The organism is Halomonas sp. DP1Y21-3 (assembly GCF_019801245.1).
Classification (GTDB): domain Bacteria; phylum Pseudomonadota; class Gammaproteobacteria; order Pseudomonadales; family Halomonadaceae; genus Halomonas; species Halomonas litopenaei.
On sequence record NZ_JAHVJM010000006.1, the window covers coordinates 361,807 to 388,622 of the forward strand.

At 62.8% G+C, this 26,816-nt stretch carries 20 protein-coding genes; 13 read left to right on the forward strand and 7 right to left on the reverse strand.

What is annotated here, in order from left to right; genetic code table 11:
* Positions 1-295 precede the first annotated feature (295 nt).
* From KUV74_RS18155 to KUV74_RS18170, 4 genes are all read right to left on the reverse strand, one after another.
* The gene (locus KUV74_RS18155; RefSeq protein ID WP_222517021.1) at positions 296-973 is read right to left on the reverse strand and encodes an RES family NAD+ phosphorylase; all 678 of its coding nucleotides are present in this window, start codon (positions 971-973) and stop codon (positions 296-298) included.
* Entirely contained in the window at positions 970-1,371 is a 402-nt protein-coding gene (locus KUV74_RS18160; protein WP_222517022.1) for an MbcA/ParS/Xre antitoxin family protein, read from the reverse strand. The genes KUV74_RS18155 and KUV74_RS18160 overlap by 4 nt, the downstream gene beginning before the upstream one ends.
* 231 nt (positions 1,372-1,602) lie before the next feature.
* Positions 1,603-2,973 (reverse strand): HlyD family type I secretion periplasmic adaptor subunit, encoded by a 1,371-nt coding sequence (locus KUV74_RS18165; protein WP_222517023.1) that lies wholly within the window; start codon positions 2,971-2,973, stop codon positions 1,603-1,605.
* Positions 2,970-4,778 carry a type I secretion system permease/ATPase gene (locus KUV74_RS18170; protein ID WP_222517024.1) on the reverse strand — a complete coding sequence of 603 codons (1,809 nt, stop codon included), beginning with the start codon at positions 4,776-4,778 and terminating at the stop codon, positions 2,970-2,972. The genes KUV74_RS18165 and KUV74_RS18170 overlap by 4 nt, the downstream gene beginning before the upstream one ends.
* A gap of 522 nt (positions 4,779-5,300) precedes the next feature.
* Here KUV74_RS18170 and KUV74_RS18175 point away from each other — a divergent pair.
* The 13 genes from KUV74_RS18175 (at position 5,301) to sodC (ending at position 22,998) form a co-directional block, all read left to right on the forward strand.
* Entirely contained in the window at positions 5,301-11,456 is a 6,156-nt protein-coding gene (locus tag KUV74_RS18175) for a carbohydrate-binding protein (RefSeq protein WP_222517025.1), read from the forward strand.
* Between the two features lie 181 nt (positions 11,457-11,637).
* On the forward strand, positions 11,638-11,820 hold the full coding sequence (locus KUV74_RS18180; protein ID WP_045994856.1) for a hypothetical protein: 183 nt from the start codon (positions 11,638-11,640) through the stop codon (positions 11,818-11,820).
* 19 nt (positions 11,821-11,839) lie between these two features.
* Complete coding sequence (locus KUV74_RS18185; protein WP_108195016.1) at positions 11,840-12,133, forward strand: hypothetical protein; 294 nt, start codon at positions 11,840-11,842, stop codon at positions 12,131-12,133.
* Between the two features lie 154 nt (positions 12,134-12,287).
* Positions 12,288-13,052 (forward strand): helix-turn-helix transcriptional regulator, encoded by a 765-nt coding sequence (locus KUV74_RS18190; RefSeq protein ID WP_108132813.1) that lies wholly within the window; start codon positions 12,288-12,290, stop codon positions 13,050-13,052.
* Positions 13,053-13,562: 510 nt separating this feature from the next.
* Entirely contained in the window at positions 13,563-14,615 is a 1,053-nt protein-coding gene (gene dctP, locus KUV74_RS18195) for a TRAP transporter substrate-binding protein DctP (protein WP_045994863.1), read from the forward strand.
* Positions 14,616-14,679: 64 nt separating this feature from the next.
* Complete coding sequence (locus KUV74_RS18200) at positions 14,680-15,324, forward strand: TRAP transporter small permease (protein WP_261395554.1); 645 nt, start codon at positions 14,680-14,682, stop codon at positions 15,322-15,324.
* Positions 15,321-16,598, forward strand: a complete 1,278-nt coding sequence (locus tag KUV74_RS18205; protein WP_108132764.1) for a TRAP transporter large permease — start codon at positions 15,321-15,323, stop codon at positions 16,596-16,598. Before KUV74_RS18200 ends, KUV74_RS18205 begins: the two co-directional genes overlap by 4 nt.
* A 41-nt stretch (positions 16,599-16,639) precedes the next feature.
* Complete coding sequence (locus KUV74_RS18210; protein WP_045994862.1) at positions 16,640-17,674, forward strand: histone deacetylase family protein; 1,035 nt, start codon at positions 16,640-16,642, stop codon at positions 17,672-17,674.
* A 91-nt stretch (positions 17,675-17,765) separates the two neighbouring features.
* Entirely contained in the window at positions 17,766-18,122 is a 357-nt protein-coding gene (locus tag KUV74_RS18215; protein ID WP_108132815.1) for a RidA family protein, read from the forward strand.
* Positions 18,123-18,130: 8 nt separating this feature from the next.
* Positions 18,131-19,342: a class II histone deacetylase gene (locus KUV74_RS18220; protein ID WP_222517026.1), complete on the forward strand. Its 1,212-nt coding sequence runs from the start codon at positions 18,131-18,133 to the stop codon at positions 19,340-19,342.
* Positions 19,339-20,382, forward strand: coding sequence for a branched-chain amino acid transaminase (locus KUV74_RS18225; RefSeq protein ID WP_222517027.1), 1,044 nt, complete (start codon positions 19,339-19,341; stop codon positions 20,380-20,382). The genes KUV74_RS18220 and KUV74_RS18225 overlap by 4 nt, the downstream gene beginning before the upstream one ends.
* Positions 20,383-20,832: 450 nt before the next feature.
* The gene (locus KUV74_RS18230) at positions 20,833-22,191 is read left to right on the forward strand and encodes a Na+/H+ antiporter family protein (protein WP_222517028.1); all 1,359 of its coding nucleotides are present in this window, start codon (positions 20,833-20,835) and stop codon (positions 22,189-22,191) included.
* Positions 22,192-22,464: 273 nt separating this feature from the next.
* On the forward strand, positions 22,465-22,998 hold the full coding sequence (gene sodC, locus KUV74_RS18235; RefSeq protein ID WP_222517029.1) for a superoxide dismutase family protein: 534 nt from the start codon (positions 22,465-22,467) through the stop codon (positions 22,996-22,998).
* A gap of 64 nt (positions 22,999-23,062) precedes the next feature.
* Here sodC and KUV74_RS18240 read toward each other — a convergent pair whose 3' ends face one another.
* The 3 genes from KUV74_RS18240 to groL all read right to left on the reverse strand — a co-directional run bounded on the left by KUV74_RS18240 (position 23,063) and on the right by groL (position 26,791).
* Complete coding sequence (locus KUV74_RS18240; RefSeq protein ID WP_222517030.1) at positions 23,063-23,890, reverse strand: RNA methyltransferase; 828 nt, start codon at positions 23,888-23,890, stop codon at positions 23,063-23,065.
* Positions 23,891-24,022: 132 nt separating this feature from the next.
* Entirely contained in the window at positions 24,023-24,958 is a 936-nt protein-coding gene (locus KUV74_RS18245) for a homocysteine S-methyltransferase family protein (RefSeq protein ID WP_261395555.1), read from the reverse strand.
* A 189-nt stretch (positions 24,959-25,147) separates the two neighbouring features.
* Positions 25,148-26,791, reverse strand: a complete 1,644-nt coding sequence (groL, locus tag KUV74_RS18250; protein WP_045994578.1) for a chaperonin GroEL — start codon at positions 26,789-26,791, stop codon at positions 25,148-25,150.
* Positions 26,792-26,816 lie beyond the last annotated feature (25 nt).

Here is a 26,816-nt window from a genome sequence, read left to right on the forward strand (position 1 = left end):
TGCTCCAGAAAGATGCAGCAGAGTCGCTGTCATGGTGTCCCGTGCCGGCAGGGAGCTGGCCCTGCGCGGACCGTCCCCCCCTGAACCTTGGTCCGCGCAGTTCTTTTTCTTGCCATCAACGAGCCGAGTGGTCCAACTCGGTCCTCGTCATTTTCTTCTGCTTGATCCCAGTACTTGATCCTACTGTTTGATCCCTCTGCTTGATCGCACTGTTTGATCCCTCTGGGGGGCCCCTTCCTGGAACTGGCAGTCTGCGCGTGTGCATGGCGCCGTCGAACCAGCGCTAAAGCGTACTTCATACGAGCCGCAATTCGAGAACGTGCCGGATCTGGTGTCCATCCCACTCATACCCGAGGTGACGCCCCTGCCATGTCGCGGATACGGCAGGAGGCCGCAATATCGCGGCGCATTGGCCTCCCTGGTCGCGCACGCTGGGGTATACGATACCGTCGCTGCGGTCTTCCCAGGCGCGTCTTCCAAAGGCCTGACTGGCCCTCCAGTCATCTGGTGCGAGCAGAGTCTCGGCGCCAGGCGGGCTTCCTCTCAGGTCAAGCAATTCGCCGTCGAGATTGGCCAGGTAGACACGTTGTTGCACCTGCATGGGAGGCTCATCGGATTCTCTCAGGAACCGTTCTGTGTGATATCGCGTTTCTGCAATGGCCGTAGCCTCGCTCATCGCCGTGTAGTAGGCGCCGAAGGTGCCATCGGTGAATCTGGTCCCGCGGCTGTTGAAATGGCAAAAAGCCGCCATCACCGGTGTCCAGCCAGGGCCATAGCGACGATCTTCGTCCCTCACCAGGTGTATCTCACCGGCCTGCTCCCTCAGGCGCGGGGAAGTCGCCCCCTCGAGCTCCTGGAGCAGCTCCCGATCACCGGGCTCGGCAACCCTTTCGAACAGGTCGATCGGTGGGAAGCGTGAGGGTACGATTCGGTAGCAGGGACGCCAGGTCACCCGAGAGACCGGAAAGGTCACGCGTGGCCGCCCCCTCTTGCCGCATCGAGATGCTGGCGCACGACATAGAGGTCCGACACTTGGCCTTGGCGTAGCCTTTCGATAGGGGGACGTCCACCGAAAAGCGGGTTGCTGTTGGGACGCTGTAGCCAAGAATCGGCGGCATCCGTGCGCGGCAGCAGTAGTTGCAGGGCCTTGTAGATCCCCATGATCAGCGACATGCGCTCCAGATGGTTGACATCGAATCGCGCAGACTCTGGATCCTTGCGCCAGCGTCGATAGGTGGAATCGGCCAGCCCGAGCAACACTGCGGCGTCCTGTTCCGGCAGCCCCCAGTCACGGATGATGTTGGGGTAGGTCCTCATCGCAGCCGCACCCATGTCGCGACGCTTGTCAGCGGTCAGTTGCGCAATCGCCATGACAACCTCCTCGCATTGACGGCACTGGTTGTTGGAAGATGGACGCCAAATGGTAAAAGTTAAGAAATTGTCGCTCATTTGGCGGCCGGTGTCACGGTGGTGGGGAGAATGGCCCAAGCGAGCATGTCGCCATTGCATCAGCGGTTTGGTGATCGCTCTTCACCTATTCCTCGCGCATTGCCCTAGCGAGCATGTCGCCATTGAATCAGTGGTTTGGTGATTGCTCTTTCGTCATTCCTCACGCATGGCCCGGGCGAGCATATCGTTGATCGGTTTGGTGATATAGCTGGCGAAGCTTCTCTCCCCGGTGAGGATCATCACCTCTGCCGGCATGCCTGCGACAAGACGCATGTTGTCGGTCAGCTGCGATTTGCCCAGGTCGGTCACGCCGACGCGGACCTTGTAGTAGCGCTGGCGGGTGGCCTCGTCCTCGAAGCTGTCGGCGCTGACGCGGATCACCTCGCCGTCGATGACATTGGACAGGCGCTGGTTGAAGGCGCTGAAGCGGATTTCCGCCGACTGGCCGGGGTAGAGGTGATCCACATCGTGGTTGGGGACGCGGGCCTCGATCACGAAACCGTCGCCGGCCGGGACCAGGTCAAGCAGCGGGTCGCCACCACGTACCACGGCGCCCAGGGTGTGCACCTGCAGGTCCACCACGGTACCCGCAACAGGGGCCGTGATCCGCGTGCGCGCGAGGGTGTCATTGAGGGCGACCAGGCGCTCTTCGGCGTCGGCGACCTCGGCCTGGACCTGACGTAGCGCTTCGCCCACCTGCTGTTGAAATGCCTGCAGGCGAATCTGCTTGTTCAGGGTGTTTTCACTGATCTGGGCGCGCAGTCGGGCGATCTCCGAGGCGTGTCCCGCGTTGTCACTCTGGTACTCCAGGCTCTCGCGTTCCAGCTCACGCAGACGCTGGCTGCTGATCATTCCGTCACGAAACAGCTTGCGGTGGTTGGCGACCTCACCCTCCAGCGAGTCGATGCGTTGCTGGGTGATCGAACGGGTTTGCCCCAGGCCGGTGATCTGCTCTTCCAGTTGAAGAATCTGCTGGTCCAGGGCGGCCAGCGTATCGTCCAGCGATTGCCGGCGTACCTCGAACAGCCGCCGCTGCACGCCCAGCACCTCCTGAACCCGCGAATTGCTGGACGCGATCAGTTCTTGTGGAAAGACCAGGCTGTCGCTGTCGGCCTGTTCCGCCAGCAGTCTCACCTCGCTGGCCCGAGTGATCAGGTACTCGGTTTCGGCGATGCGCTGTTGCGCCAGCGCCTGGGTGTCGTCCAGCACGATCAGTGGGTCGCCGGCTTCCACGTGATCGCCGTCCTCGACCAGCACGTCGGCGACGATGCCGCCTTCCAGGTGCTGGATCGTCTTGGTGAAGCTTTCCACCGAGACCGAACCGGGGGCGACCACCGACACCGCCAGGTGAGCGGTGACCGACCAGACTCCGAAGCCACCGAAGGCCACCAGCAGGATGGCAAGGCCCCAGCGGCGATAGGGCCGAAGGTCCACCGGTACTTGATTCTCAGGACTCGCGGTGGCCGAGCTCGAGTCGATGGCGGCGGTCTCGACGGGCACCGAAGTAGAGACTTGAGCGCTCATCGTGGTGTCCTCGAGCTGTTGGATGAAGGGGGATCCGTTGGCAGTGGGTTCGATGGCGCAACGCCGGACGGGGCTCGTTGAGAAAAGGGCGTGCCGGCACCGGCGACTTGCTTCACCACCCGTGCCGAGGACACCGTTCCCTTGAGTCTTGCCCCGCCGGCCGGGGAGGGAGGAGCCAGGGACGTCACTCGGCCGTTGTCGAGGAACATTACCCGGTCGACCTGGGCCAGCAGGCGCTGTCGGTGGGTGATCACCAGGGTAGTGGTGGCGAGCCGGCGCAGGCGGACCAGGGTTTCCACCAGGGCTCGCTCACCGCTTTCGTCCAGATTGGAATCGGGTTCGTCCAGCACCACCAGCGATGGTTCGCCGTACAGGGCTCTGGCAAGGCCAATGCGTTGACGCTGGCCGGCGGATAGACCCGTGCCGCCGTGTCCGATGGTGGTGTCGTAGCCTTCGTCGAGCTTGAGGATCAACTCGTGGACGCCGGCCAGGTGGGCTGCCTTGAGTACTGCGTCGGCGTCGACCGGGCCGAAGCGAGCGATGTTGTCTGCAATGCTTCCGGCCAACAGCTCCACGTCCTGGGGCAGATAGCCCAGGTGGGGCCCCAGGGTGCTGCGTTCCCAGCGCAGGATGTCGGCGCCATCGAGGCGTACGCATCCGTCGAGACTCGGCCAGATGCCCAGGGCTACCCGTGCCAGGGTCGATTTTCCCGAGGCACTCGGGCCGATGATAGCGAGTTGTTCGCCAGCCTTGAGGTCGACGCTGATCGCGTTGAGTGAGGTAATGGTCGCTCCAGGTGGGCCGGCACATACCTGCTGGAGGGAAAGCTGGCCCTTCGGGGCGGGCAGCGGCATCGGTGGTGATGGCGCCTCGCTGTCGATGAGTTGGCCCAGGCGTTCGCGGGCGTTACGGGCGGCGATAAAGCTCTTCCAGCCATTGATCAGTTGATCGATGGGGGCCAGAGCTCGCCCCAGCAGGATCGAGCCAGCGATCATCATTCCTGGGGTCAACTCCGCCTTCAGTACCAGCCATGCCCCCAGGCCGAGGATCAGCGACTGGGACAGCAGCCTTAGTATCTTCGAAAGGTGGGTGAGTACACCTGAACGATCACTGGCCCGGGATTGCAGTGCGAGGGAGTCACGGTGTTGCGACTGCCAGCGTCGCTTTACGCTCTCCAGCATGCCCATGGCATGGAGCACCTCGGCGTTGCGCAAGTTGGCGGCGGTTTCGTCGCGGCTGGCGACCTGGTGGCCGCCAGCCTGTTTCAGCAGACCCCGGGTGCAGGCCTCGTTGATCGCGGCCAGGGCCAGCAACAGGATGCCGGCGGCCAGGGCAAAGAGCCCGTAGAGCGGATGGAACAGCGTCAGTACCCCCAGGTAGAGGGGGATCCATGGCGTGTCGAAGAAGGCGAGCAGGGCGGGGCCGGAGACGAACTGGCGCAGCGTGGCCAAATCATCCAGCGCCTGGGTCGAGGTGGCACCCGGACGGCGCAGGGCCTGATCGTAGATGGCCTGATGGACAGCCGGCTGGAGCCGTTCATCCAGGGCATTGCCGATGCGCACCAGCAGTCGCGAGCGAACCCACTCGAGTCCGCCCATGACGGCGAACAGGAACACCACTACCAACGTCAGCATGACCAGGGTCTCGACGCTGCGACTGGCCAGCACCCGGTCATACACCTGCAGCATGTATAGCGAAGGCACCAGCATCAACAGGTTGATGAACAGGCTGAACAGTCCGACGTCGAAGAGGCCGCGTCGGCAGCGAAGTATCGCCTCCCGAATATTGTAACGGGTGGGGGTCATGTAAAGGCGTCTCGTTTTCTGGATTTGCGGCGAAGTTCTGGTGGTGTTGGCAGCCGGAGCGAAGAGCGATGCCTGACGTCGTTTAGCACCTTGTCGTGCAGGGTGTCCGAAATCTGATGGAATGAAGTATGGAGTTGGCAGGGAGTGAGAGGCTAGGGAGAAGTTCGCCGAAACGACTTTTTTAGAGCTTACAAATCTATGTAAAACGGCATAAAAATGAAGAATCGCAATAGATGTTTCCGTATTCTTTTGTTGAATTTTTGAAGAATTCTGTGCTGATTTTGTCGACGATTATTGTGAGGAATATTGAAGTCATTGTTTTTAGAGGGTGTTAATCGTTTTTTGGCCGATTTTGGATGCGTCAAAAAAGTTCTGTTATGGAAGGGCGAGTTGATCAAGACGAAGTAGTTGGGTCAAAAAAAACCCTCAACTTCTGATGTTGGTGTAAGATATTTGCTATTTGTTTCCGAATGTAAAACGGTTTTCATGGGGCATGACATGTAGAAAATATATGGAGTCACCATGAGCAGTAACGATGAGATGGTCAGCCCGATCACGGGAAGAACCGCCCAGATGTTGGTGGTGCCACAGGATGCCGATCTTCTGGTTTGGCAGGCGGAAGAGGGCACCATCATCGACGTTGGCGGTAGACCCTCCGGCGCTGTCACCGAAGTGGTGTCGGGTAGCAACGCCAGGCCCGGTGCTGTCGACAATGCCTATGTGGATCTTGGCAGGGATCCCGGTGATGGTGTCCAGTATGACATCAGCGTCGATACGGCAGGCAGCTACCAATTGACCCTGCGCTATGCCAACGGCAGCAACAGTGATCGTCCGTTGGCGCTTCAGGTGGATGGCGGCGTCACGACGTCGGTGAGCTTTCCTGGAACCGGTGGCTGGAGCAGCTGGCAGGAGGTGACGGTCGAACTTGAGCTTGAGCCGGGGTCGCATCAGCTGTTTTTGTCGATCCCCACGGCGGAACAGGGTGGCGTGGGCCAGGGACCCAACCTGGATCAGCTGACACTGGTAAAGGTGGAAGACGAACCAGATCCCGATCCTGATCCCGATCCTGATCCTGATCCCGATCCCGATCCCGATCCTGATCCCGATCCCGATCCCGATCCCGATCCCGATCCCGATCCCGATCCGGAGCCGGAAACAGGCATCATGTCGTTCGAGGCGGAAACCTTTACCATCGACGATCAGGAGTCGGATCCAGGCAGCCCGGCCGATACGACGGCGCGTCTGGAAGCCGATGGCGTGGATTCGCTCAGGCCTGGCTACAGTGGCGAGGGTTACCTTGACCTGGGCAACGATGTCGGCGATGCCGGGGTATTCGAAGTCACCGTGGAGGAAGGCGGCAATTTCCGACTGGACGCCCGCTACGCCAATGGAGGCAACGCTGATCGCCCCATGGCGCTCTACATTGATGGCGTCAGGGTAGGCGAGTTCGAGTTTGCTTCCACCGGGGCTGGTGATGATGGTTGGCAACGCTGGCGGGAAGAGTCGCTTGAACTCAAGCTCGAAGCCGGGACCCATTCTGTTCGCCTTGAGAATCTCACGTCAGGGGGGGCCAACCTTGACCTGGTCAAGCTGTCTCCGCTCGTCGTCGAGCCCGGCGAGCGTCCGACACTGAAGATCAACTTCCAGCCACAGGGGGCCGACGTTCCCGAGGGCTATGTCGCGGACACCGGCCAGGCCTTTGGAACACAGATGCTGGAAGTGGACGGCAAGACCTACCGCTACGGCTGGGTCACCGAGCAAAGCATTGCCGACGGAACTGAGAACGGCACCGATCCATTGTCGCTGGCGAGTCAGGGTGCTTTTACCCTGGTGGATCGCTCCGAGCGCTTCGTCGGCCTGGACCCGCGCCAGGCGACCTTTGCCCAGATGACCAGCGAGCGCGACGGCTTCGTCGATGCAGGCTGGGAAATTGAGCTGGAGCCCGGCTTCTACGAGGTGACCCTGTCGGTGGGCGATGCTTCCGGCAACTTCGACGCCTTCTACGGGGTCAATGCGGAGGGTGTTGCCTTCACCGATGCCTTTACCCCAGGGCGTCCAGACGACTTTTCCATCGATGCGACGCCGACCAATGACACCGAGGGCCTGCGTTCGGATCTGGTCACCCGGGTGGTTGAGGTGACCGATGGTCGTCTGACGCTGGATGCGCTCGACGTCGACAGCAAGAACGTCAAGCTGCAGTATCTGGAGATCCGACCGCTGCCGGACCTGACTCCGGAAGATGACCAGCCAGCGAGCCTCGACTATGCGCACTTTACCGATGCCCGGGCCATCGCCGGTGTTGCTACCAATACCGTTGTCGTGGATCTGGACAGGGAAGACGGTAGCCTGCCCACCGGAGTCGATCCCACCTCCGATATCTTCGTCGGCGTTCAGGTGGTCGAGGGCCGAGGAGGCGCACTCCTGAAGAGCCTGAGCGATGGTTCGGTACGGTTGTTCGAGACCGTCACCGGCATCGAGGTGGCGTTTGATATCAACACCACCGGCGGTTTCGATTCACTGACCCTTTCCCCCAAGGAAACGCTGAAGCCTTTCACCAGCTATAGCCTGGTGATCGATGGCTTTCAGGATCGTGGCGACAACACCGACAGCAGTTTGCCGACCCGGGAATTCCTGAAGTACACCAATACCTTCGTTACCGGGCCAGAACCGGATATCCTGCCCAGTGATGTGGCCTTCGAGGGAACGGTGGAGTTGAACGGTTCCGTCGACGGAGCCTTCGGTTTTACCTCCCTCGAGGTCAGCGCCGGGGGTGATGCGCTGTACGTGGTCAGCATGGGCGGCCAGATCGTGCGCTACGCGCTGGACCCTGAGGACGGCTCGCTGGGCCCCGGGGAGGCCCTGTCGCTGGCCCTGGATCCCTTCATGGAGCCCGACGCCGACGCCTTCAACAATCGGCGGGGTATCATCGGCATCGCGGTGGACCCGACCGATCCAAAGGTGTTGTGGGTGACCGACAACTATCCGATCCCGCTGTCCGGACGCGACACCTCGACCCCCGACTTCAGCGGTCGCTTGTTGAAGATTACCCTGGACGAGGGAGACGACTTCAGCGGTAGTGCCGAAGTCTACCTGACCGGACTTCCCCGTTCGGTGGCGGACCACGTCACCAACAGCATCGAGTTTCGGGAAAATCCGGCGTTTGATGCAGAGGCGTCGCCCACTGAACCCTCGCATCTGCTTTACCTGACCCAGGGGTCCAATACCGCCATGGGGGACGGCGACAGTGCCTGGGGCAATAGGCCCGAACGTCTGCTGTCTGCGGCGGTGTTGGAGGTGGATCCGACGCGCTCGCCGCCCGCTGGTGGCTTCGATGTCACCACCGAGCCCCTGCCGGAAGACCAGACACGCTTCCTCGACGTCGACAATGACCTGAAAAATGCCCCCATTCCCATGGAGGAAGGGCGCTTTCTGGTGTTTGACGACAAGGGTGTCGCCAGCGTCCAGGACGCTGATGGCCTCGTGCTGGAGAGCTTCTACGATCCCTTCGTCGATGATGCCGTGGTCAAGATCTTCGCCACCGGGGTCCGCAACGCCTACGATCTGGTCTGGCACTCCAATGGCTACTTGTACACGCCGACCAATGGCTCGGCGGCGGGCGGTGCCGTGCCGGATGACCCCTCGACGCTGATCGACGAATCGGCGACCAACGTGGTCAAGCAGGATGACTATCTGTTCAAGGTCGAGCAGGGGGGGTACTACGGCCACCCGAATCCTCTGCAGGACGAGTACATCCTTAACGGCGGTAACCCCACCCGGCTGGAGGACATCAACGAGGTCACGTCCTACGATCCAGGCATCGAGCCCGACCCCAACTATCGCATCGACGATGCCTACTCGCTGGGGGAGAACCGCTCTGCCAACGGCGCGACCGAATACGTCGGTGATACCTTCGGCAATGCCTTCAAGGGCAGTCTGCTGATCACCGAGTATTCCGGAGGAGACGACATTCGCTGGATCACGGTGAATGCCGAAGGCAAGGTCATCGGTGACGACGTTCTTCGGAATGCCGCCGGCAAGGTCATCACCTATACCGATCCTCTGGATATCATAGAGAACCCCGCCACAGGGCGCCTGTATCTGGTCACCCTGAACCGCCGGACCGGCGAGAGTCAGCTGGTCCGCCTGGATCCCGTCGAACCCATGTCGTCCGGAGGGGCTGGCACTGACTCGATGAGGATACTGGCAACCATCCAGGCCGAGGACAACACCCCTGACGACGGCACCAGCGCCACCATCAGCGAGGGCGGCGCTGCCGAGATCATCATCCGTGAAGGGATCGCCAGTGAGGTGCCGGGGCTACAGCCGGGCAGCTTTGGCAATGACGGCAATCTGGATGACAACGACGGGGTCGGTGGCGGTTACGCTGATTTCGGCAGGAACTCGGACGATGCCATCACCTTTGGCTTCACCCTGGAAGCCGGTGATGGTGGTGACACCGTACTGCGGGTGCGCTATGCCAATGGTGGCTTTTCGGATCGACCTCTCGAGGTCTTCGTCAATGGCCTGAGTGTGGGTATCGCCGACTTTCCACCGGCACCGGACAGCCTCGAGGGTTCCGACCGCTGGCGTTTCTGGATGACCCAGGATATCGAGGTGAACCTGACGCCGGGCGATGTCGAGGTGCGTTTGCAGTCGGTGTCCCGGGCTGGGCCTAACGTGGATCAGCTGGAAGTGGTGCACGAGCCTTCGCCCGGTTTCGGCATCTACGAGGCCGAGGATGCACTGCTCAACGGTCCTCGAGTGATCGAAGTGGGTGACGTGCGCGACGTCTCGGAGAACGCCTACGCCGACTTCAGGGGCACGCAAGACCAGACCATCACCTGGTCGATTCGTGTCGAAGAAGCGGGAACCTATGAAATCGGTTTCCGCTACAACCTTTCTCAGACCAAGGCGGATCGACCGCTGTCTTTCAGTATCAACGGTGTCGCCCAGGATGAACTCGACTTCGCAGGGCTGAGTGAGAATAACGCTGACTGGATCTATCATAACGTGCTGGTCAGCCTGAAGGCGGGGATCAATACCCTGGTAGTGACCGCGCCGGCGGCGGTTGGGCCGGACATGGACCTGTTGTGGGTGCCCGACCAGTCGTTGGAAGCGATTCGGGCCGCCGTTCTAGGGCCAGCCGACGCCACCGATGGCGTGCGCATCGAGCTTGAGGATGGCATCTCGGCGCTCAGCGTCGACCCGCGAAGCGCTGACTTCTTCTTCGAGGTCGATACTCGAGGCCTCTACCGGCTCGATCTGGCGGCGAATGCCGGTGTGCTGCGTGGCGAGGATCTGGCCCTCAGTCTCAATGGCAAGCCGTTGACCGTGATGTCCTTTCCCGGAGCAGGAACGGCGGGTGAAGAGTCCTACTACGTCGAGCTGGAGCCCGGGATCGAGTACCGCCTGCACATGGTGTCCGATGATCTGTGCAGTCAGCGCATCGACTACCTGGATGTGACGCCAGTCGCCGTCACTGCCGAGGCCGTGGCCCACCTGGAGAGTGGTGACGTCAATTACTTCAGTGATCGCCTGTTGTTCAACTATCTCGATGAAAACGACTTTGGTGGCCCGGATCGGGACTTCAAGGAAAGTGCTACCGCCGTCATTTCCAATGATGGCAGCGACCCGCTGACCATTCTTGATGTCTCACTGGATGGCCCCTTCGTGCTTGCTGACGCGGCGGCCCTTGAAGGGGTGACACTGGCACCGGGGGAATCGCTCGAGATCGATGTATTGTTCGATCGCGCGAATTATCGTCCGCCCGCCAGCAACGCCGATGACGGCAGCTTCTTCGGGAGTCTGAGGTTGGTGACCAACGACGCCGATGCCCCGGTCCAGGAGTTGACGCTTGCCGGGTTCTGGCAGGCTCAGGATGAGGGCGGCTGGGAACCGACCGTCGACGAGGTCTGGAATGTGGCCGGATTCGGCAACCGGATCGGCGGTATTCCGACGGACGGTGGCGCCAGAGGCTCGGCCTTCGATGACTACGGTTTCTATCGCGCCGTCAGCGAGGAGGAAGTGCTGTCGCGCTACTGGACCCTGGCCGACGGGGTCGATGAAGCCAAGGTGAGTCAGATAGTCGCACTGCATGGGGCGGGTGTGGCTGCCTTCGGACTCCACGCCTTCAAGAATACCTCCCAGGATATCAAGTTGATCCGCCACGATGCGGACCAGAACCAGTCCTTTCTGCCGCTGACCTATCTTGATCGTCAGGAACCGGCAGCCACCTTCACCCGAGACGATATTCCTGACAATTGGGGAGGCAACGATCTGTTCGGCCTCGAGGTGGCCACCCTGTCCTCCGATCCCTCGTTGAATCCTCCCGGCAAGGGCAAGCCACCGGCGGATTCGCCGGATCTGGAGCGTGGCTACTACGTTCGCGTGTTCAAGGCGCTGGACGATGAAGGTAACGAGATTCCTGATACCTATCTGGTGCTTCAGGACTATTCCGGATCCAACCTCGACTACAACGACAACATGTTCGTTATCGAGGGTATCAAGCCGATGTACGAAGGCAACGGTGTCCCGCCGGAGGAAACCGACCAGGTGGTGCCATCGTCGCGCTTCACCGTGGCCGCCGAGCAGGGTGAGTCTGCGCAGGAAGTGCCCGATGTGGTCGATCCGCTGGATCTGCAGGGCCTGCCCCAGCAGCAACCCGACGAACTGTTCTGACAGGCTTGCCACTGTCAACCGTGTGAATGCCGCTCCCCCGGGAGCGGCATTTTTCTGGGCGCCGGATCCAGAGAGTAGTTGTCGCTGTTGGCAGACACCGGGTGTTGCAGGGCGTCGACAGCGGCGAAAAGGCGACCTTTGCGTTAGGCTGGTGTCAATTTGAACGGAAGGAGTCATGCATATGCGAACCGCTGGATGGATTGTTTTCCTGGTGATGGCCGTGTTGATGGTGGGCTGCAGCTATGACCCCGCACGGGTCTCGCCGGAGCCACTGATCATCATCGATGACGATCATCGCGACCATCGAGATCATGACGGTGGCGACTTCTGTCCGCCGGGACAGGCCAAGAAGGGTCGTTGCTGAAGGTGGCCGGGAAGTGCGCATGAAGACAGTGAGTACAGCCGTACTTTTGCTCGTGCTGATGGGTCTTGCGGGATGCAGTTACGATCCCGCACGGATCAGTGCAGAGCCCTTGATCGTCGTCGACGACCATCGTGACCGCGACTACCACCGTGACCGCGATTACCACCGTGATGACGACTGGCATGATCGCGATTGGGACCATGACCGCCATCGCCACGATGATCACGATCATGACCATGATCGCTATTACGACGACCACGATCGGCGTGGCGACTTCTGCCCGCCGGGACAGGCCAAGAAGGGTCGCTGTTGAGAAGACGCCGAGTCTGACAACGGCCGCCATGCCCCCGCCACAAGGATGCCCAGGCGACAAGCGTTGAGGTCGCGTGAAGCCGGGCGTTCGCCCCGGCTTGTCAGGCTGTTCGGTGAGCGGCATGGTAGAGGTATCTTCTTCAGGCGAGGCGATCGTGAGCCGGATCGATCTCAGGACCAAGACCCTGGCCAACGAGCACGTGTCCCACGTGCACGGCTACCACCAGTTGATTCTGCCCACCTGCGGCAGTACCGAACTATCCCTTGAGGGGCGGGAGCAACGGGTCACCGCCGAGCGTGGTTGCCTGATTCCAGGCAACTGCCATCACGACTACCTGGGAGACGGCAACAATCGTACCTTCGTGCTCGACGTGCCGGTGGTCTTCGGGCTGCCAGACGTCGACGTGGCCCGACTGTTCGAGCGACCGCGTTTCTTTGCGGTGCCCCCCGAATTGCAGCGACTTGCCGACAGCCTGATGCGGCAACTGGATCAATTCCCCACCCTGGGCAACGATATCGCAGCGCTTCTGTTACGCGCGCTCTATCTCCATCTGGAGGCTTCCAGCGAAACCTGTGCCCCAACACGATCGACGGGCGTCAGCGGTCGGCTCGATCTGCGTCTGCTGGACGACTGGATCGATAGGCACCTGGCCAGCGACATTCGCGTGGATGACCTGGCGTCCTTGTGCGCGCTTAGCCCCGGTCACTTCCACGCCAGCTTTCGCCAGGCCACCGGGATGACGCCGCAGGCCTATGTTCGCCGACGCCGGTTGAGCCACGCCCAGGCGCTGATCCGTCACAGCGAGTTGCCGCTGGGGCAGATTGGGGCGCTGGTGGGCTTTCGTGACCAGGGCAGTTTTTCCCGAGCTTATCGCAGGGTTCATGGGGTAGCGCCCTCCCGGGAGCGCACAGATCCATAGGCTTTGATGAAAAGTGCCTGCGCTCGGTAATACGGCGTTAAAAACCGGATCAAGGTGCTCATTTACACCTTGTAAACTGCGCTCTCTCACCGATTTTTGCCTTGTCTAACCATCGCTCGCCGACTTTTCAAACAATGCCTGGACAGCGATTCAGCCAGCTTCTCTCGGCTCTCGCGCTCCGCCACCTGTCACTTTTCTCCTCTCGTCGCGGTGACGTTGGGTCCGACGACACGGTTTGCCTGAGTCCCGGGCAAGGTTTTCGTAGTCTCGGGCAAGTTGACGATGGGTTTCGCGCATAGCCTGAAAAGGAGTCACTCGGCGCCGGCCTTGATTTGGCGCCATCAACAATGACAACAACCATGACAACAACCGGAGTTACTGATGTCTTCGACCTCCCTTCCTGCCTCCGCCCGCACTGACGACCGCATTGCGGCTGACCGCCGCTCGCACGATAACCACGAGGTAGGCGCCCGGCGTGGCCAACGGGCCAGACAGCGGCGACGAGCGCCGATGCTGGCGCTCGCGGCGTTGCCGCTGGCGCTGATGGCGTCCCAGGCGCAGGCTCAGTCCTACGAGATGGCCATCGCTACCCTGATCCCCGAGAACCTGACCAACAACGCCATCTATCCTGCCCTCGTCCACTTCAAGGAACTGGTGGAAAGTCGCACCGAAGGCGACGTCACCGTCAGCATCTTCGGTGGCGGCCAGATGGGCTCCGAAGTCGAGACCGGTTCCCAGGTCCAGGCCGGTGGCAGGGCGCTGCAGTCCGCCATTCTGACCTCCGGCGCGATGTCGTCGTTCTACCCCGAGTATCAGGCGGTGACGGCCCCCTTCCTGTTCGATGACTGGCGCCAGGCCTGGGCCTTCTTCGATGGCGAGTGGTTCGCCGACTTCATGCAGGGCGCCATCGAACAGGCGGACATGCGCTATCTGGGGACCTTCGATGATGGTGGCGGCTTTGTCGCCTTCACCAACAACGAGCGGCTGATCAAGACCGTGGATGACCTCGAGGGGCTCAACATCCGCACCGAGGAAAACCCGGCCCACGTCGCCACCATGGAGGCGCTGGGTGCCTCCGCCACACCGCTGCCGTGGGGCGAGCTGATCACCGCGCTGGAGACCGGACTCGCCGACGGTCAGTTCAACGCGCCGGTGATCAACACCACCTTCGGCCTGGACGAGGTGACCGACTACACCACCCTGACCGGGCACGTGTACAACAGCGCCAGCTGGATGGTCAGCGAGAGCTGGTTTCAGGAGCTGCCCGAGGAGCACCAGCGGGTCATCACCAACGCCGCCCGTGAGGCGGTCAGCCTGAGCCATGGCGCTTCCGGCATGCTGGCGACCGCCAGCTGGCAGACGTCCTGCGAGATCTTCGAGGAGTGCTACCTGATGCCGGCAGAAGAGCGCCAGCGCATGGCAGAGGTGGCGCGTCCGGCCTGGAAGAGCTGGATCGTCGATGACTTCGGACTCGACGCCGCCTTGATCGACGACCTGCTGGCCGAGGTCGATGGCCTGCGCCAGTCGCTGCCGCAAGAGGCCTACAGCCGCTACGGCCAGTGATTGTCGCGGCGGGGCGGCCAGGCCGCCCCGCCAGTGCCCACCGCCTTGCCCGAGTTCTCCTGTCATGTCATCACTGCGATCTCTTCAGGCCTGGCTCCAGCGCCTGAGCAACGGCGTCAATCGCCTCGCCATCGTGTTCTGCGTCGGCTGCGTCCTGGCCATGCTGGGTATTTCGTTCACCGGGTTTCTGTACACCCTGTTTACCGGCGGGGCGCTCAGCTGGACCTATTCCCTGGCCCGCCTGTTCCTGCCGTGGATCGGGCTGATCTCCTCGACCATCGCGCTGCATTCCGGCGAGCACGTGGCCATGACACTGCTGGTCAAGCTGCTGCCGCGCCCATTGGTGGTGTTGGCAGCCGGCGCGACCCTGGCCGTCATCGGCGCGCTGGCGGTGCTGATGATGTTCTACGGCTGGGACTTCTTCTCCAACGCCCGCCAGAGCTACATGGTGTCCGACAGTATTCAGATTTCCTACAAGTGGACCACCTTCGCGGTGCCGCTGACCGGCGCCATCATCGCACTGCATCTGGTGAACGGCTTTGCACTGCTCGAGCACTTCATCGACAGCGACGCGGTGATCGAGCAGGCGATTCATTCCAATGACAATGGCGCCGGCAGCAACGCCGAGCAGGCGGTCGACAGCCGTGTCGAATCCTCCGATCCCTCTTCATCACAAGGCGACGTTGTCGCCCGGGAGCCACGCCCATGACCGCCGCGATTCTGGCCTTTATCCTGGTGTTGGCGATCGGCGCCCCGGTCGCCGTGGTCATGGCGATCTCGGGGGTTGCCGGGGTCTATGAGCTGGGCGGCGAGCGCCTGGTGGGGATCATCGCCGATCGCATGTTCTCCGGTGTCTCCGGCTACATGCTGATCGCCGTGCCGTACTTCATCTTTACCGCCGAGTTGATGAACCAGGGCGGGCTGACCCAGAAGCTGATCGCCTTCAACAATGCGCTGTTCGGTCGGGTGAGGGGGGCGTTGTCTCACGTCAACGTGACGGTGTCGCTGTTCTTCGCCGGGCTGACCGGGGCCGCCATCACCGATACCGTGGCGATCGGCAAGATCATGATTCCGGAGATGAAGAAGCAGGGCTACGACGCCGAATACGCGGCGGCGATCACCGCCTGTTCCTCGATCATCGGGCCGATCATTCCCCCAAGCGTGGTGATGGTGGTGTACGCCACCCTGCTGCGGGACGTCTCGGTCATCGACCTGTTTGCCGGAGGCATCGTGCCGGGCATTCTGATGACCGTGGCGCTGCTGGCCACCAGCATCGTGCTGGCCTGGCGGCGGGGCTACCCCAAGCAGGCGCCGACACCGCTGAAGATGGCTCTGCTGGCATTCTTCTCGGCGCTGCCGGCCATGCTGGTGCCGTTGATCATCCTCGGCGGGATACTCTCGGGCATGACCACCATCACCGAAGCTTCAGGCTTTGCCGCAGTGTACGCGATCCTGATCGGCATGCTGTTCTATCGCAACCTGACTCTGGCCAAGGTGGCCCAGGCGCTCGTGACCACGGTCAAGTTTTCCGGTGTCGTGTTCTTTCTGCTGGCGACCTCGGCGGTGCTCGGCTGGTTTGTCACCCGCTCTGGCGTCGCCCGGGAGGCGGCGAGCCTGATCACCTCCCTGAGCGATGTCGCCTTCGTGCAGATCTTGCTGGTGTGCCTGTTGCTGATCGTCATCGGCACGGTCATGGATGTACTGCCGGCGCTAGTGGTCATCGGCCCTGTGGTGGTGCCGGCGATGGTCAGCCTGGGCTTCGATCCACTGCACTTCGCCATCGTCATGATCGTCACCCTCAACATCGCCAACGTCACGCCACCGGTGGGCATGACGTTGATGACGGCGGCAAGAATCGCCCAGGTCCCCTACGAAAAGGCGATCCTGGCGTCGCTGCCGTTTTATACCGCCTTTATCTTGGTAGTGGTGTTGCTGGCGGGTTTTCCGGCACTATCGACATGGATCCCCTCGCTGCTCGACTGATGTGAGCAGTGACGGAGCGTCATCACCGGAGACAGATGCAGATGAAACTTTTCTACCATCCTGACCAGGAACGTCACGCGCCGCCTCAGTTCCTGAAGCGTGGAGCCCTCACCGATTCCCCCGAAGGGCCCCGCCGGGCGGAGCTTCTGAGCGAAGGCCTGGCCGAGGTCGGCCTGGCCCTGACCGCGCCGGCCGAGGTCGACAGTCCCACGCTCAGGGAGCGTCTCAAGGAGATCCACAGCGAGCGCTACCTGGATTTTCTCGAGACCATCCATGCCCGCTGGCAGGCGTTGCCGGACGCCACCGAATTCGTGGCGCCGAACGTCCATCCCTGCGGCGGCGGCAAGCACTACCCGCGCCATCCGGTGGGGCAGGTGGGCTGGCACATGCACGACATGGCCTGTCCGATGACCGAGACCAGCTTTCAGGGCATCCTGGCCAGTGCCGCTACCGCCCAGGCCGCCGCCGAGAGCATCGTCGCCGGCGGCGGCACCGCCTACGCTCTGTGTCGTCCGCCGGGGCACCACGCCGGCCCCGATCGTGCCGGGGGCTTCTGTTTTCTGAATAACGCGGCCCTCGCGGCCACGGTGCTGCGCGAGCATGTGTCCCAGGTGGCGATTCTCGATATCGACCTCCACCACGGTAACGGCACCCAGGACATCTTCTACGACCGTGGCGACGTCTGGACAGGATCGCTGCACGTCGATCCTAGCGACTTCTATCCCTACTACTGGGGCGGAGCCGGCGAGACCGGTATCGGTCCTGGACTCGGCGCCAACCTCAATGTGCCGCTGGCACTAGGCAGCGGTATCGAGGCCTTTCAGGCCGGTCTCGATGAGCTGCTCGACGCCATGGCGAGCTTCAGCCCGGACGCGCTGGTTGTGGCGCTGGGACTCGATGCCCACAAGGACGACCCGCTGGCGGGGCTGACGCTTGAAACCCCGGACTTCGTCGCCATCGGTCGCCAGATCGGTGAGCTGGGCCTGCCCACCGTGCTGGTGCAGGAGGGCGGCTATCCGACCGCGGCCTTGAGCCATAACCTGGCCGCCTTCCTGCGCGGATTCAACGACGCCTGACCATAGCTTGAAAAAGCCTGATACAGCCCTGAACAGCTCAATACTTAGCCCAACGATCATCCCGCGGATGATCTCCCACAAGGAAAACACCATGAGCCCGACCCTTCACGACAGCAACGACCGCATGAGCCAGATCGCCGTTCACAATGGCACCGTCTACCTCTCCGGCCAGGTACCGGCGGACGCCAGCCAAGGCATGCGCGGCCAGACCGAGCAGGTGCTGGCGCGAATCGACGAACTGCTGGCCAAGGCCGGGACCTCCAAGGATCGACTGATCTCGGCCCAGGTGTGGGTTACCGACATGGCCGAGTTTGACGAGATGAATGCCGCCTGGGACGCCTGGGTCAGCCCCGGTCGTCCGCCGGTGCGTGCCGCGGTGGAAGCGCGCCTGGCCCGGCCGGAGTGGAAGGTCGAGATCATGGTGGTGGCCGCCTTGCCCCAGGCCTGAGGTCACCCATGAGCCACAGCAAGACGACCGGTTTTTATTGGCACGAGCGCTGCTTCTGGCACGACCAGGGGGCGATCGGGGTATTTTCGGCGCCAGGGCCCTGGCTGCAGCCCCAGCCGGCCTCGGAGAGCCCGGAGAGCAAGCGCCGTCTCAAGAACCTGCTGGAGGTCAGCGGGCTGATCGACGAGCTTGAGGTGGTAAAGCCGCCGGCGGCCGGCCGCGAGGACCTGCAGCGCTTCCACACGAAAGGCTACCTTGATGCGCTGGAGGCGGGTGATGCGGGCCTGGGTGGCGATGCCGGCGAGGCTGCGCCCTATCGCCCGGGCAGCCTTGCCAGCGCCCGGCAGTCCGCCGGGCTTGCCATCGCAGCGGTGGAGGCGGTGGCCCGTGGCACCCACGCCAGCGCCTATGCGCTGTGCCGTCCACCGGGGCACCACGCCGAAGCCGATCGCGGTCGCGGCTTCTGCCTGCTCGGCAATATTCCGGTGGCGGTGATGCGAGCGAAGGCACTGGGGCTGGTGCGGCGGGTGGCGATCCTCGACTGGGACGTGCACCACGGCAACGGCCAGCAGAGCGCCTTCTGGGACGACCCTGATGTGCTGACGGTATCGCTGCACCAGGCCGGCAACTATCCGCTCGAGACCGGTGGCTTCGACGAGCAGGGCGGTGAGGGCGCGTCGGGGTCCTGTCTCAATCTGCCGTTGCCGCCGGGCTCGGGGCTTGGCGCCTACGACTATGCGGTCGAGCGCCTGGTGCTGCCGGCCATCGAGGCCTTCGCGCCGGATCTGATCGTGGTGGCCTGTGGCTATGACGCCTGCGCCAAGGACCCGCTGGGCAAGATGCTGCTCAATAGCGATGCCTTCGGGCGCATGGCCCAGTCGGTCAAGGCGCTGGCTCAGCGATGTTGTGAAGGGCGCCTGGTGGTCGTCCACGAAGGCGGCTACTCGGAAGGCTATGTCCCGCTGTGTGGCCACGCCGTGATTCAGGCGCTGGCCGACAGCGACATCGGCGTGGATGACCCACAGAACGACGAGATCGCCGCCTGGGGCTATCAGGCACTGCAGCCCCACCAGCGTGAACTGATCGATGGCTGGCGGCGCGACTGGCCTGGGCAGATCACCGAGGCCCGCGACGATAGCCAGGCTGAAGAGGCTATCGCCTGCGTCTGTGGCAGGGACAGCGACGCAAACAGGAACAGGGACAGGGAGCCAGGCACATGAGTGGACTGCACCAGCGCGACGGCTGGATCTGGAAGAACGGCGAATGGCTGCCCTGGCGGGAGGCCACGACCCATCTGCTGACTCATTCGCTGCACTATGGCATGGGCTGCTTCGAGGGCGTGCGCGCCTATCGTGACGACAACGGCAATGCCCGGCTGTTTCGGGTCCACGAGCATACCCGACGCCTGCTGGACAGCGCCCATATCCTCGACCTCGAGGTGCCCTGGAGCCATGAAGAGCTGATCGAGGCGCAAAGCCAGTGCCTGGTCCGCAACGGACTGACCGATGCCTATCTCAAGCCCACCGTGTTTCTCGGTCCCGAGGGCCTTGGGCTGCGGGCCAAGGCGTTGAGCTGTCAGATGATGGTGGTGGCCTGGGACCTGGGACCCTACGTCAGCGCCGAGACCGCTGCCGTCGGGCTCAGGGCCCTGACCTCGTCCTGGGCGCGCCATCACGTCAATATCAGCGCCTGTCGGGCCAAGACCAGCGGCCACTACGTCAACAGCATGCTGGCATTGAATACCGCGGTGAAGGCGGGCTTTGACGAGGCGATTATGCTTGACGCCGAAGGCTACGTGGCCGAGGCCAGCGCGGCCAATGTCTTTCTCTATCGAGACGGGGTGTTGCACACCCCGGAGGTCACCTCCTGCCTGCAGGGGATCACCCGGGACAGCGTGATCCGATTGGCGCGTGAGGTGTTGGGCGTGGAGGTGCAGGAGCGCCGCATCACCCGCGATGAGCTGTACATCGCCGACGAGGCCTTTGTTACCGGCACCGCCGCCGAGATACTGCCGTTGCGGGAGCTCGATGGTCGCCATATCGGCGCCCGTGCCGGGGCACCCGGGGTCGCTGAGCCGATAGCCGCCGATAGCCTGACGGCAAGACTGCAGCGACTGTATCGCGACGTCTGTCGAGGTCGCTTGTCACCGGCGACCAACGGAGATCGCCATGACCTGGCCCGCTACGCCGACTGGCTGAGCCTGGTCCCGACGGATAACGAAGTGGATATCGACACAGACAGCGATACGGACAGTGACTAGGACGGTTTACACAACCAGGCGGCTGCACGATGGCCACAAAGAAAGGCGCCACGACCCTTGAGTCGTGGCGCAGCTAGCCGTCTTTCCTCCCTGGGGCAGCTTCCCTGTGCCCGTGTTGCTCCCTTGGCGCTTCCCGCGCCGTCGCCTCCGTGACGCTCGAGGGGCAGTGTCCCTTGCCCGGTGTCGCCTGAACACAGAGATAGTATCGGCCAGGCGTGTGTCACTCAGATAACCGCCTCATGACCCTTTGGTGACATCCCGGCCACAGGACTTTTCTGGTACCATTCGCGCCGCCTGTTACCGGCGAAATGCCCAGGCGCCGTCGCGTACGGCAGTCGAGGCCGTCTCGCCAGGCACCAGGCATGGCACGAAAAGCCGGCGAGCGCAGGTGCTTTTCCGACAAGCCTTGATCGCGCAAACCCTCTCTCGAACATAAACCTGGATTCGTCTATGAACGCTGTAATCCTTGCCGTGCTGGTGATGGTGGGACTGTCGCTGGCGCGGGTCTCCGTGGTGCTGGCCCTGGTGGTAGGGGCGCTGGTGGGCGGCCTGGCCGGTGGTCTGTCCATCGAGGACACCCTGGCGGCCTTCAACGACGGTGTCGGTGGCGGTGCCAAGGTGGCGCTGGCCTACGCCACCCTCGGTGCCTTCGCCGTGGCGATCTCTCGCTCGGGCCTGCCGGACCTGCTGGCACGCCGCCTGATCACTCTGCTGGGGCAGGAGTCCAGCGCGTCCCGTCAGGCCACGGTCAAGTACCTGCTGATCGGTAGCGTGCTGCTGGTGGCGATCTCTTCCCAGAACCTGATCCCGGTCCACATCGCCTTTATTCCGATCCTGATTCCGCCGCTGCTCAAGGTGATGAATCAGCTCAGGATGGACCGCCGCGCGGTCGCCTGTACCCTGACCTTCGGCCTGACCGCGCCCTACATGTTGCTGCCGGTAGGCTTCGGGGCAATCTTCCTCAACGACATCCTGCTGGCCAACATCAACGAGGCTGGCGCCGCACTGGGCCTCGAGATCGACCGCGCCATGGTCCCCATGGCCATGGGCGTGCCGGTCGCCGGCATGTTCCTCGGCCTTCTGGTGGCGGTGTTCCTGTCCTACCGCAAGCCTCGGGTCTATGACGAGGTGGAGCTTGGCAATACGCCGGCCCACGGCCATGGCCACGACTACAGCGAGATCGAGGAGCCTCACACCCTGGGCCTGATCATGTCGGTGATAGCGATCGTCGCTGCGCTCGGCATCCAGCTCTATACCGGCTCGATGATCCTGGGTGGCCTGGTGGGCTTTTCGCTGTTGTCCATGGGTGGCATCTTCCGCTGGCGCGAAGCCGATGATCTGTTCACCAGCGGCATGCGCATGATGGCCCTGATCGGCTTCATCATGATCTCGGCCTCCGGCTTCGCTGCCGTGATGACCGCCACCGGCGAGATCGAGACCCTGGTCAGCGCCAGCGTCGAGGTGATCGGCGACAATCGTGGCCTGGCGGCGCTCTTGATGCTGCTGGTGGGGCTGTTCATCACCCTGGGCATCGGCTCGTCGTTTTCGACCATCCCGATCATCGCCGCCATCTTCGTTCCGCTGGCGGTACAGTTCGGCTTCTCCGATCTGGCGACGGTGGCCCTGGTCGGCACCGCCGCCGCCCTGGGTGACGCAGGTTCCCCGGCGTCGGACTCCACTCTCGGGCCGACCTCCGGCCTCAACGTGGATCGTCAGCATGACCACATCTGGGACAGCGTGGTGCCGACCTTCGTGCACTACAACATCCCGTTGATCGGCTTTGGCTGGCTGGCGGCGATGACGCTGTGATCGCCCACCGGAAAGCTCAGACGCCCGCGCTATTCGCGCGGGCGTTTTTTTGTGCGCAAGGCCCGGCCCGAACACCGACGGGTGAGCCACCGCAATAGTGAGACATGAGTGCTACGGGTTGTGCAGATCCGTCGATATGGTCCACGCTGGGGGAGACTCATCGACCGGTGGGTCGTGGCGCTCCCGGGAAGATGAAGGAGTTATCGAGCCCAGGGCGCAGCAAGACACTTGTTCACAGATGGAGAGGATCGACACATGGACAGGAGCGACAAGATGTTGAAGGCACGCGTGTTTGCCGGATCGTGCTTGCTGGGGGCAGGCCTGCTGGTAACTGGCGCCGCCCACGCCGCCACGGAGGTGGAGATGCACAGCGTTAGCACCGACGGTATTGGCGACTCCCTCGGCACCATCAGTTTCGAGGATAGTGAGCATGGTCTCAGGATCACGCCCGACCTCGAGGGTCTGGACACCGGCATCCACGGCCTTCACGTTCACGTGAACCCGAGCTGCGAGCCGGCCGAGAAGGATGGCGAGACGGTAGCGGCGGCTGGCGCCGGAGGCCACTTCGACCCGGAGGACACCGGCACCCACCAGGGTCCTTACGGTGACGGCCACCTAGGTGACCTGCCGGCGCTGGCGGTGGGACAGCAGGGCGAGGCGACACTGCCGACCCTGGCGCCGCGCATCAGCGAGGATGACCTGGCAGGCCACGCCATCATGATTCACTCCGGTGGTGACAACTACTCCGACCAGCCCAAGCTCGGCGGTGGCGGTGCCCGCGTCGCCTGTGGCGTCATCGAAGGCTGATCGACACCACGCCCGACATGGCCATCCAGGCCCCGCTCAGGTGGGGCCTTTTGCTGTAGTGACGTCAGTCCTGGCGATCGTCGCTGTAAGGGGGCAGGTGTGTCTCGAGGGATGACAGCAGGCCGCGCAGCAGCGAGAGTTCCTTGCGCGTGGGCGTGGCCCGGGCGAACAGCGCCTGGAGCTGTTCCTCGGTGCGAGCGTGGGGCTGGGTAATAAAACCACTGTCGCGCATTACCCGGCCCAGATGTGCCTGAAAGTGGGCGACCTGCTCTCGGGTGGGCTGGCGAAGCCTGGGTGGTGTCGCCGAGGTGGCGACGCTGTCGGTATCGGTGTCGGTATCCGTATCCGTGTCGGCATCGCTATCGACGGCGACATCAGGGCAGGGGAGTCGGCGCCAGGCCCGGCGCAACTCGTAGGCCAGCACCTGCACCGCCTGGGATAGGTTCAGGATGCCGTAATCGGGATTGGCCGGAATGCTGACCTGATGCGAGCACAGGCGGATTTCGTCGTTGGTCAGACCGAAGCGCTCGCGGCCGAAGACCAGTGCCACCGGGTCATGCACCGCGTCCTTCACCAGCGCCTGGGCCATCTCGTCCGGTTCGTCATAGTGGGGCAGTGGCAGGCTTCTCAGCCTGGCGCTGGCCCCGACCACCCTGACACAGTCATCGATGGCGTCCTCGAGACGTTCCACCACGCGGGCGTTTTCGACCACATCTGCCGCACCTGCGGCCAGGCGGGTGGCCTCTGCATCGGGAAAGACGCGTGGATTGACCAGCACCAGATCGGTAAGTCCCATGGTCTTCATCGCGCGAGCGGCGGAGCCGATGTTGCCGGGATGGTAGGTCTGGACAAGAACGATGCGCAGATTGGCGAAGGGCAAGGCTTGAGTCATGGAGCACGGCAACCGTCGATGGGAAAACGAGCGACACCATACCGCCACTTTCGCCCAAAGCGAAGGATGGTGTCAGAGCACTTGGAGCGCCAAAGAGGGGGGTGAGGGCTGGAGACTTTGTAGCTTCAGTGACTAGCGATGTGTTTGGCACCACTCATTAAGCCGCTCGATATGAGCCGGATGGATGCCGCAGCATCCGCCGATCAGGCTTGCTCCCAGGGAGTGCCAGCGTTTGGCGTAGTCCAGGTAGCCTGCCGGGGTCAGCTCCCGGTCTGCCGTCAAGGTAGTGTTGGCCCGGTGGGCATCGCCGATCGGCGAGAAGCTGTTGGCGTAGGCGCCCAGCGGGCGCGATAGCTTGAGTCGTTGCATGGCGTCGCCGGCGTCGACCAGTGCCTGCGCCATGACCTCCGGAATCGAGCAGTTGAACAGGATGGCGTCGGCGCCGCCCTGACATAGCTGTTGGGTCGCCTCGGCAACGGACTCTCCGGAGCGCAGGCGTGCGATGTCGGACACCTCGTCCTGCAGGGTGAGGGCGTACCAGCGAGGCTTCTCGGAAGCCGCCAGAACCTCCTGCATGACCGAGATCTCGGCAAGACTCGACAGTGTCTCGGCGAGCCACAGATCCACGTGTTGGTCCTGCGCATGATACAGGGCGGTGGTGATCTCTCTAGCGCGGCTGGGGTCGAACAGATCGGGACGATAGCTGCCCAGGGCGGGAGGCAGGCAGCCGGCTACGCTGATCGAGGCTTCTGGGGCATTGGCTTGCGATGGTGGCTGGACGGATTCTTCCTGCCAGCGGCTTGCCGCTTGCGCTGCCAATCGTGCCGCGAGAGAAGCGAGTGCCGGCCCCTCTTCTCGATAGCGCCGCTCGCCAAGATGGAACGGCACGCAGGCGTAGCTGTTGGCAGTAATCACTCGGGCGCCGGCCCGGATAAAGTTGAGGTGGGCCTCGATGACCCGGTCGGGAGCTTCGATCAGCGCCTGGGCGCTCCACAAGGGCTGTGAGAAGGGGGCGCCGATACGCTTGAGCTCGCGCCCCATGCCGCCGTCCAGTAGCGTCAAATCCATGATGTTGCCTGCAAGTTGATCCAGCCGATAGTGAATCATGTCCCGGGGGCGGGAATAAATTGAAAAGTCCTCAACCTCTGGATGAGGCGGCTCGATGAATGGTGGAACACAAAAAAGCCCTGCCATCAGGCAGGGCTTTGTGCGCTTGGGGTGCGCGGGTCGGGCAGCCGGAGCTGCCCGGGACAGGCGTTACATCATGCCGCCCATGCCGCCCATTCCACCCATGCCGCCCATGTCCGGAGCAGCGTCCTTCTCGTCCGGATCGTCGGCGATCATGGCTTCGGTGGTGATCAGCAGGCCAGCAACGGAGCCAGCGGACTGCAGCGCGCTGCGAGTCACCTTGGCCGGGTCCAGCACACCCATCTCGAACAGGTCGCCGTACTCGCCGGTCTGGGCGTTGTAGCCGAAGTTGCCTTCACCGTCCTTGATGCGGTTGACGATAACGGAGGCTTCCTGGCCAGCGTTGGTGACGATCTGACGCAGCGGTGCTTCCATGGCGCGCAGAGCGATGGCGATACCGTGAGTCTGGTCTTCGTTGTCACCCTTGAGGCCAGCGATCTTGGTCAGGATGCGGATCAGGGCAGTACCACCGCCAGGCACGACACCTTCCTCGACCGCGGCGCGGGTAGAGTGCAGGGCGTCCTCGACGCGGGCCTTCTTCTCCTTCATCTCGACTTCGGTAGCGGCACCGACGCGGATGACGGCAACACCGCCGGCCAGCTTGGCGACACGCTCCTGGAGCTTCTCGCGATCGTAGTCGGAGGAAGTCTCTTCGATCTGGGCGCGGATCTGGTTGACGCGTGCTTCGATGTCACCATCGTTGCCGGCACCATCGATGATGGTGGTGTTTTCCTTGGACATGGTCACGCGCTTGGCGGTGCCCAGGTGGTCCAGGGTGGCCTGCTCGAGGTTCAGACCCACTTCCTCGGAGATCACGGTGCCGTTGGTCAGGATCGCGATGTCCTGCAGCATGGCCTTGCGGCGATCACCGAAGCCAGGCGCCTTGGCGGCGGCGACCTTGACGATGCCACGCATGGTGTTGACCACCAGAGTAGCCAGCGCTTCGCCTTCGATGTCTTCGGCGATGATCACCAGCGGCTTGCCAGCCTTGGCGACGGCTTCCAGGGTCGGCAGCAGTTCGCGGATGTTGGAGATCTTCTTGTCCACCAGCAGGATGAACGGATCTTCCAGTTCCACGGCCATGGTGTCCTGGTTGGTGACGAAGTACGGGCTCAGGTAGCCGCGGTCGAACTGCATGCCCTCGACCACGTCCAGCTCGTCTTCGAAGCCACGGCCTTCATCGACAGTGATGACGCCTTCCTTGCCGACCTTCTCCATCGCCTCGGCGATGATCTCGCCGATGCGCGAGTCGCCGTTGGCGGAGATGGTGCCGACCTGGGCGATGGCCTTGGAGTCGGTGCAGGGCACGGACAGAGCCTGGATTTCCTTGACCGCAGCGATGACGGCCTGGTCGATGCCGCGCTTGAGGTCCATCGGGTTCATGCCGGCGGTCACGCCCTTCAGGCCTTCGGCGACGATGGCCTGGGCCAGCACGGTAGCGGTGGTGGTACCGTCACCGGCCACGTCGGAAGTCTTGGAAGCCACTTCCTTGACCATCTGCGCGCCCATGTTTTCGAACCGATCCTTCAGTTCGATTTCCTTGGCGACGCTGACGCCATCCTTGGTCACGGTCGGCGCGCCGAAGGACTTCTCCAGCACCACGTTGCGACCTTTCGGGCCCAGGGTAGCCTTGACGGCATTGGCCAGGACATCGACACCACGCGCCATGCGCTTGCGGGCATCATCAGAGAACTTGACTTGTTTCGCTGCCATTTTCTGTACTTCCTTAGAATCTAAG

Coding starts and splice junctions, on each gene's coding strand:
- KUV74_RS18160 (WP_222517022.1), bottom strand. CDS start 1,371: ATGGCGATTGCGCAACTGACCGCTGACAAGCGTCGCGACATGGGTGCG.
- KUV74_RS18165 (WP_222517023.1), bottom strand. CDS start 2,973: ATGAGCGCTCAAGTCTCTACTTCGGTGCCCGTCGAGACCGCCGCCATC.
- KUV74_RS18170 (WP_222517024.1), bottom strand. CDS start 4,778: ATGACCCCCACCCGTTACAATATTCGGGAGGCGATACTTCGCTGCCGA.
- KUV74_RS18175 (WP_222517025.1), top strand. CDS start 5,301: ATGAGCAGTAACGATGAGATGGTCAGCCCGATCACGGGAAGAACCGCC.
- KUV74_RS18180 (WP_045994856.1), top strand. CDS start 11,638: ATGCGAACCGCTGGATGGATTGTTTTCCTGGTGATGGCCGTGTTGATG.
- KUV74_RS18185 (WP_108195016.1), top strand. CDS start 11,840: ATGAAGACAGTGAGTACAGCCGTACTTTTGCTCGTGCTGATGGGTCTT.
- dctP (WP_045994863.1), top strand. CDS start 13,563: ATGCTGGCGCTCGCGGCGTTGCCGCTGGCGCTGATGGCGTCCCAGGCG.
- KUV74_RS18200 (WP_261395554.1), top strand. CDS start 14,680: ATGTCATCACTGCGATCTCTTCAGGCCTGGCTCCAGCGCCTGAGCAAC.
- KUV74_RS18205 (WP_108132764.1), top strand. CDS start 15,321: ATGACCGCCGCGATTCTGGCCTTTATCCTGGTGTTGGCGATCGGCGCC.
- KUV74_RS18210 (WP_045994862.1), top strand. CDS start 16,640: ATGAAACTTTTCTACCATCCTGACCAGGAACGTCACGCGCCGCCTCAG.
- KUV74_RS18215 (WP_108132815.1), top strand. CDS start 17,766: ATGAGCCCGACCCTTCACGACAGCAACGACCGCATGAGCCAGATCGCC.
- KUV74_RS18220 (WP_222517026.1), top strand. CDS start 18,131: ATGAGCCACAGCAAGACGACCGGTTTTTATTGGCACGAGCGCTGCTTC.
- KUV74_RS18225 (WP_222517027.1), top strand. CDS start 19,339: ATGAGTGGACTGCACCAGCGCGACGGCTGGATCTGGAAGAACGGCGAA.
- KUV74_RS18230 (WP_222517028.1), top strand. CDS start 20,833: ATGAACGCTGTAATCCTTGCCGTGCTGGTGATGGTGGGACTGTCGCTG.
- sodC (WP_222517029.1), top strand. CDS start 22,465: ATGTTGAAGGCACGCGTGTTTGCCGGATCGTGCTTGCTGGGGGCAGGC.
- KUV74_RS18240 (WP_222517030.1), bottom strand. CDS start 23,890: ATGACTCAAGCCTTGCCCTTCGCCAATCTGCGCATCGTTCTTGTCCAG.
- KUV74_RS18245 (WP_261395555.1), bottom strand. CDS start 24,958: ATGGATTTGACGCTACTGGACGGCGGCATGGGGCGCGAGCTCAAGCGT.
- groL (WP_045994578.1), bottom strand. CDS start 26,791: ATGGCAGCGAAACAAGTCAAGTTCTCTGATGATGCCCGCAAGCGCATG.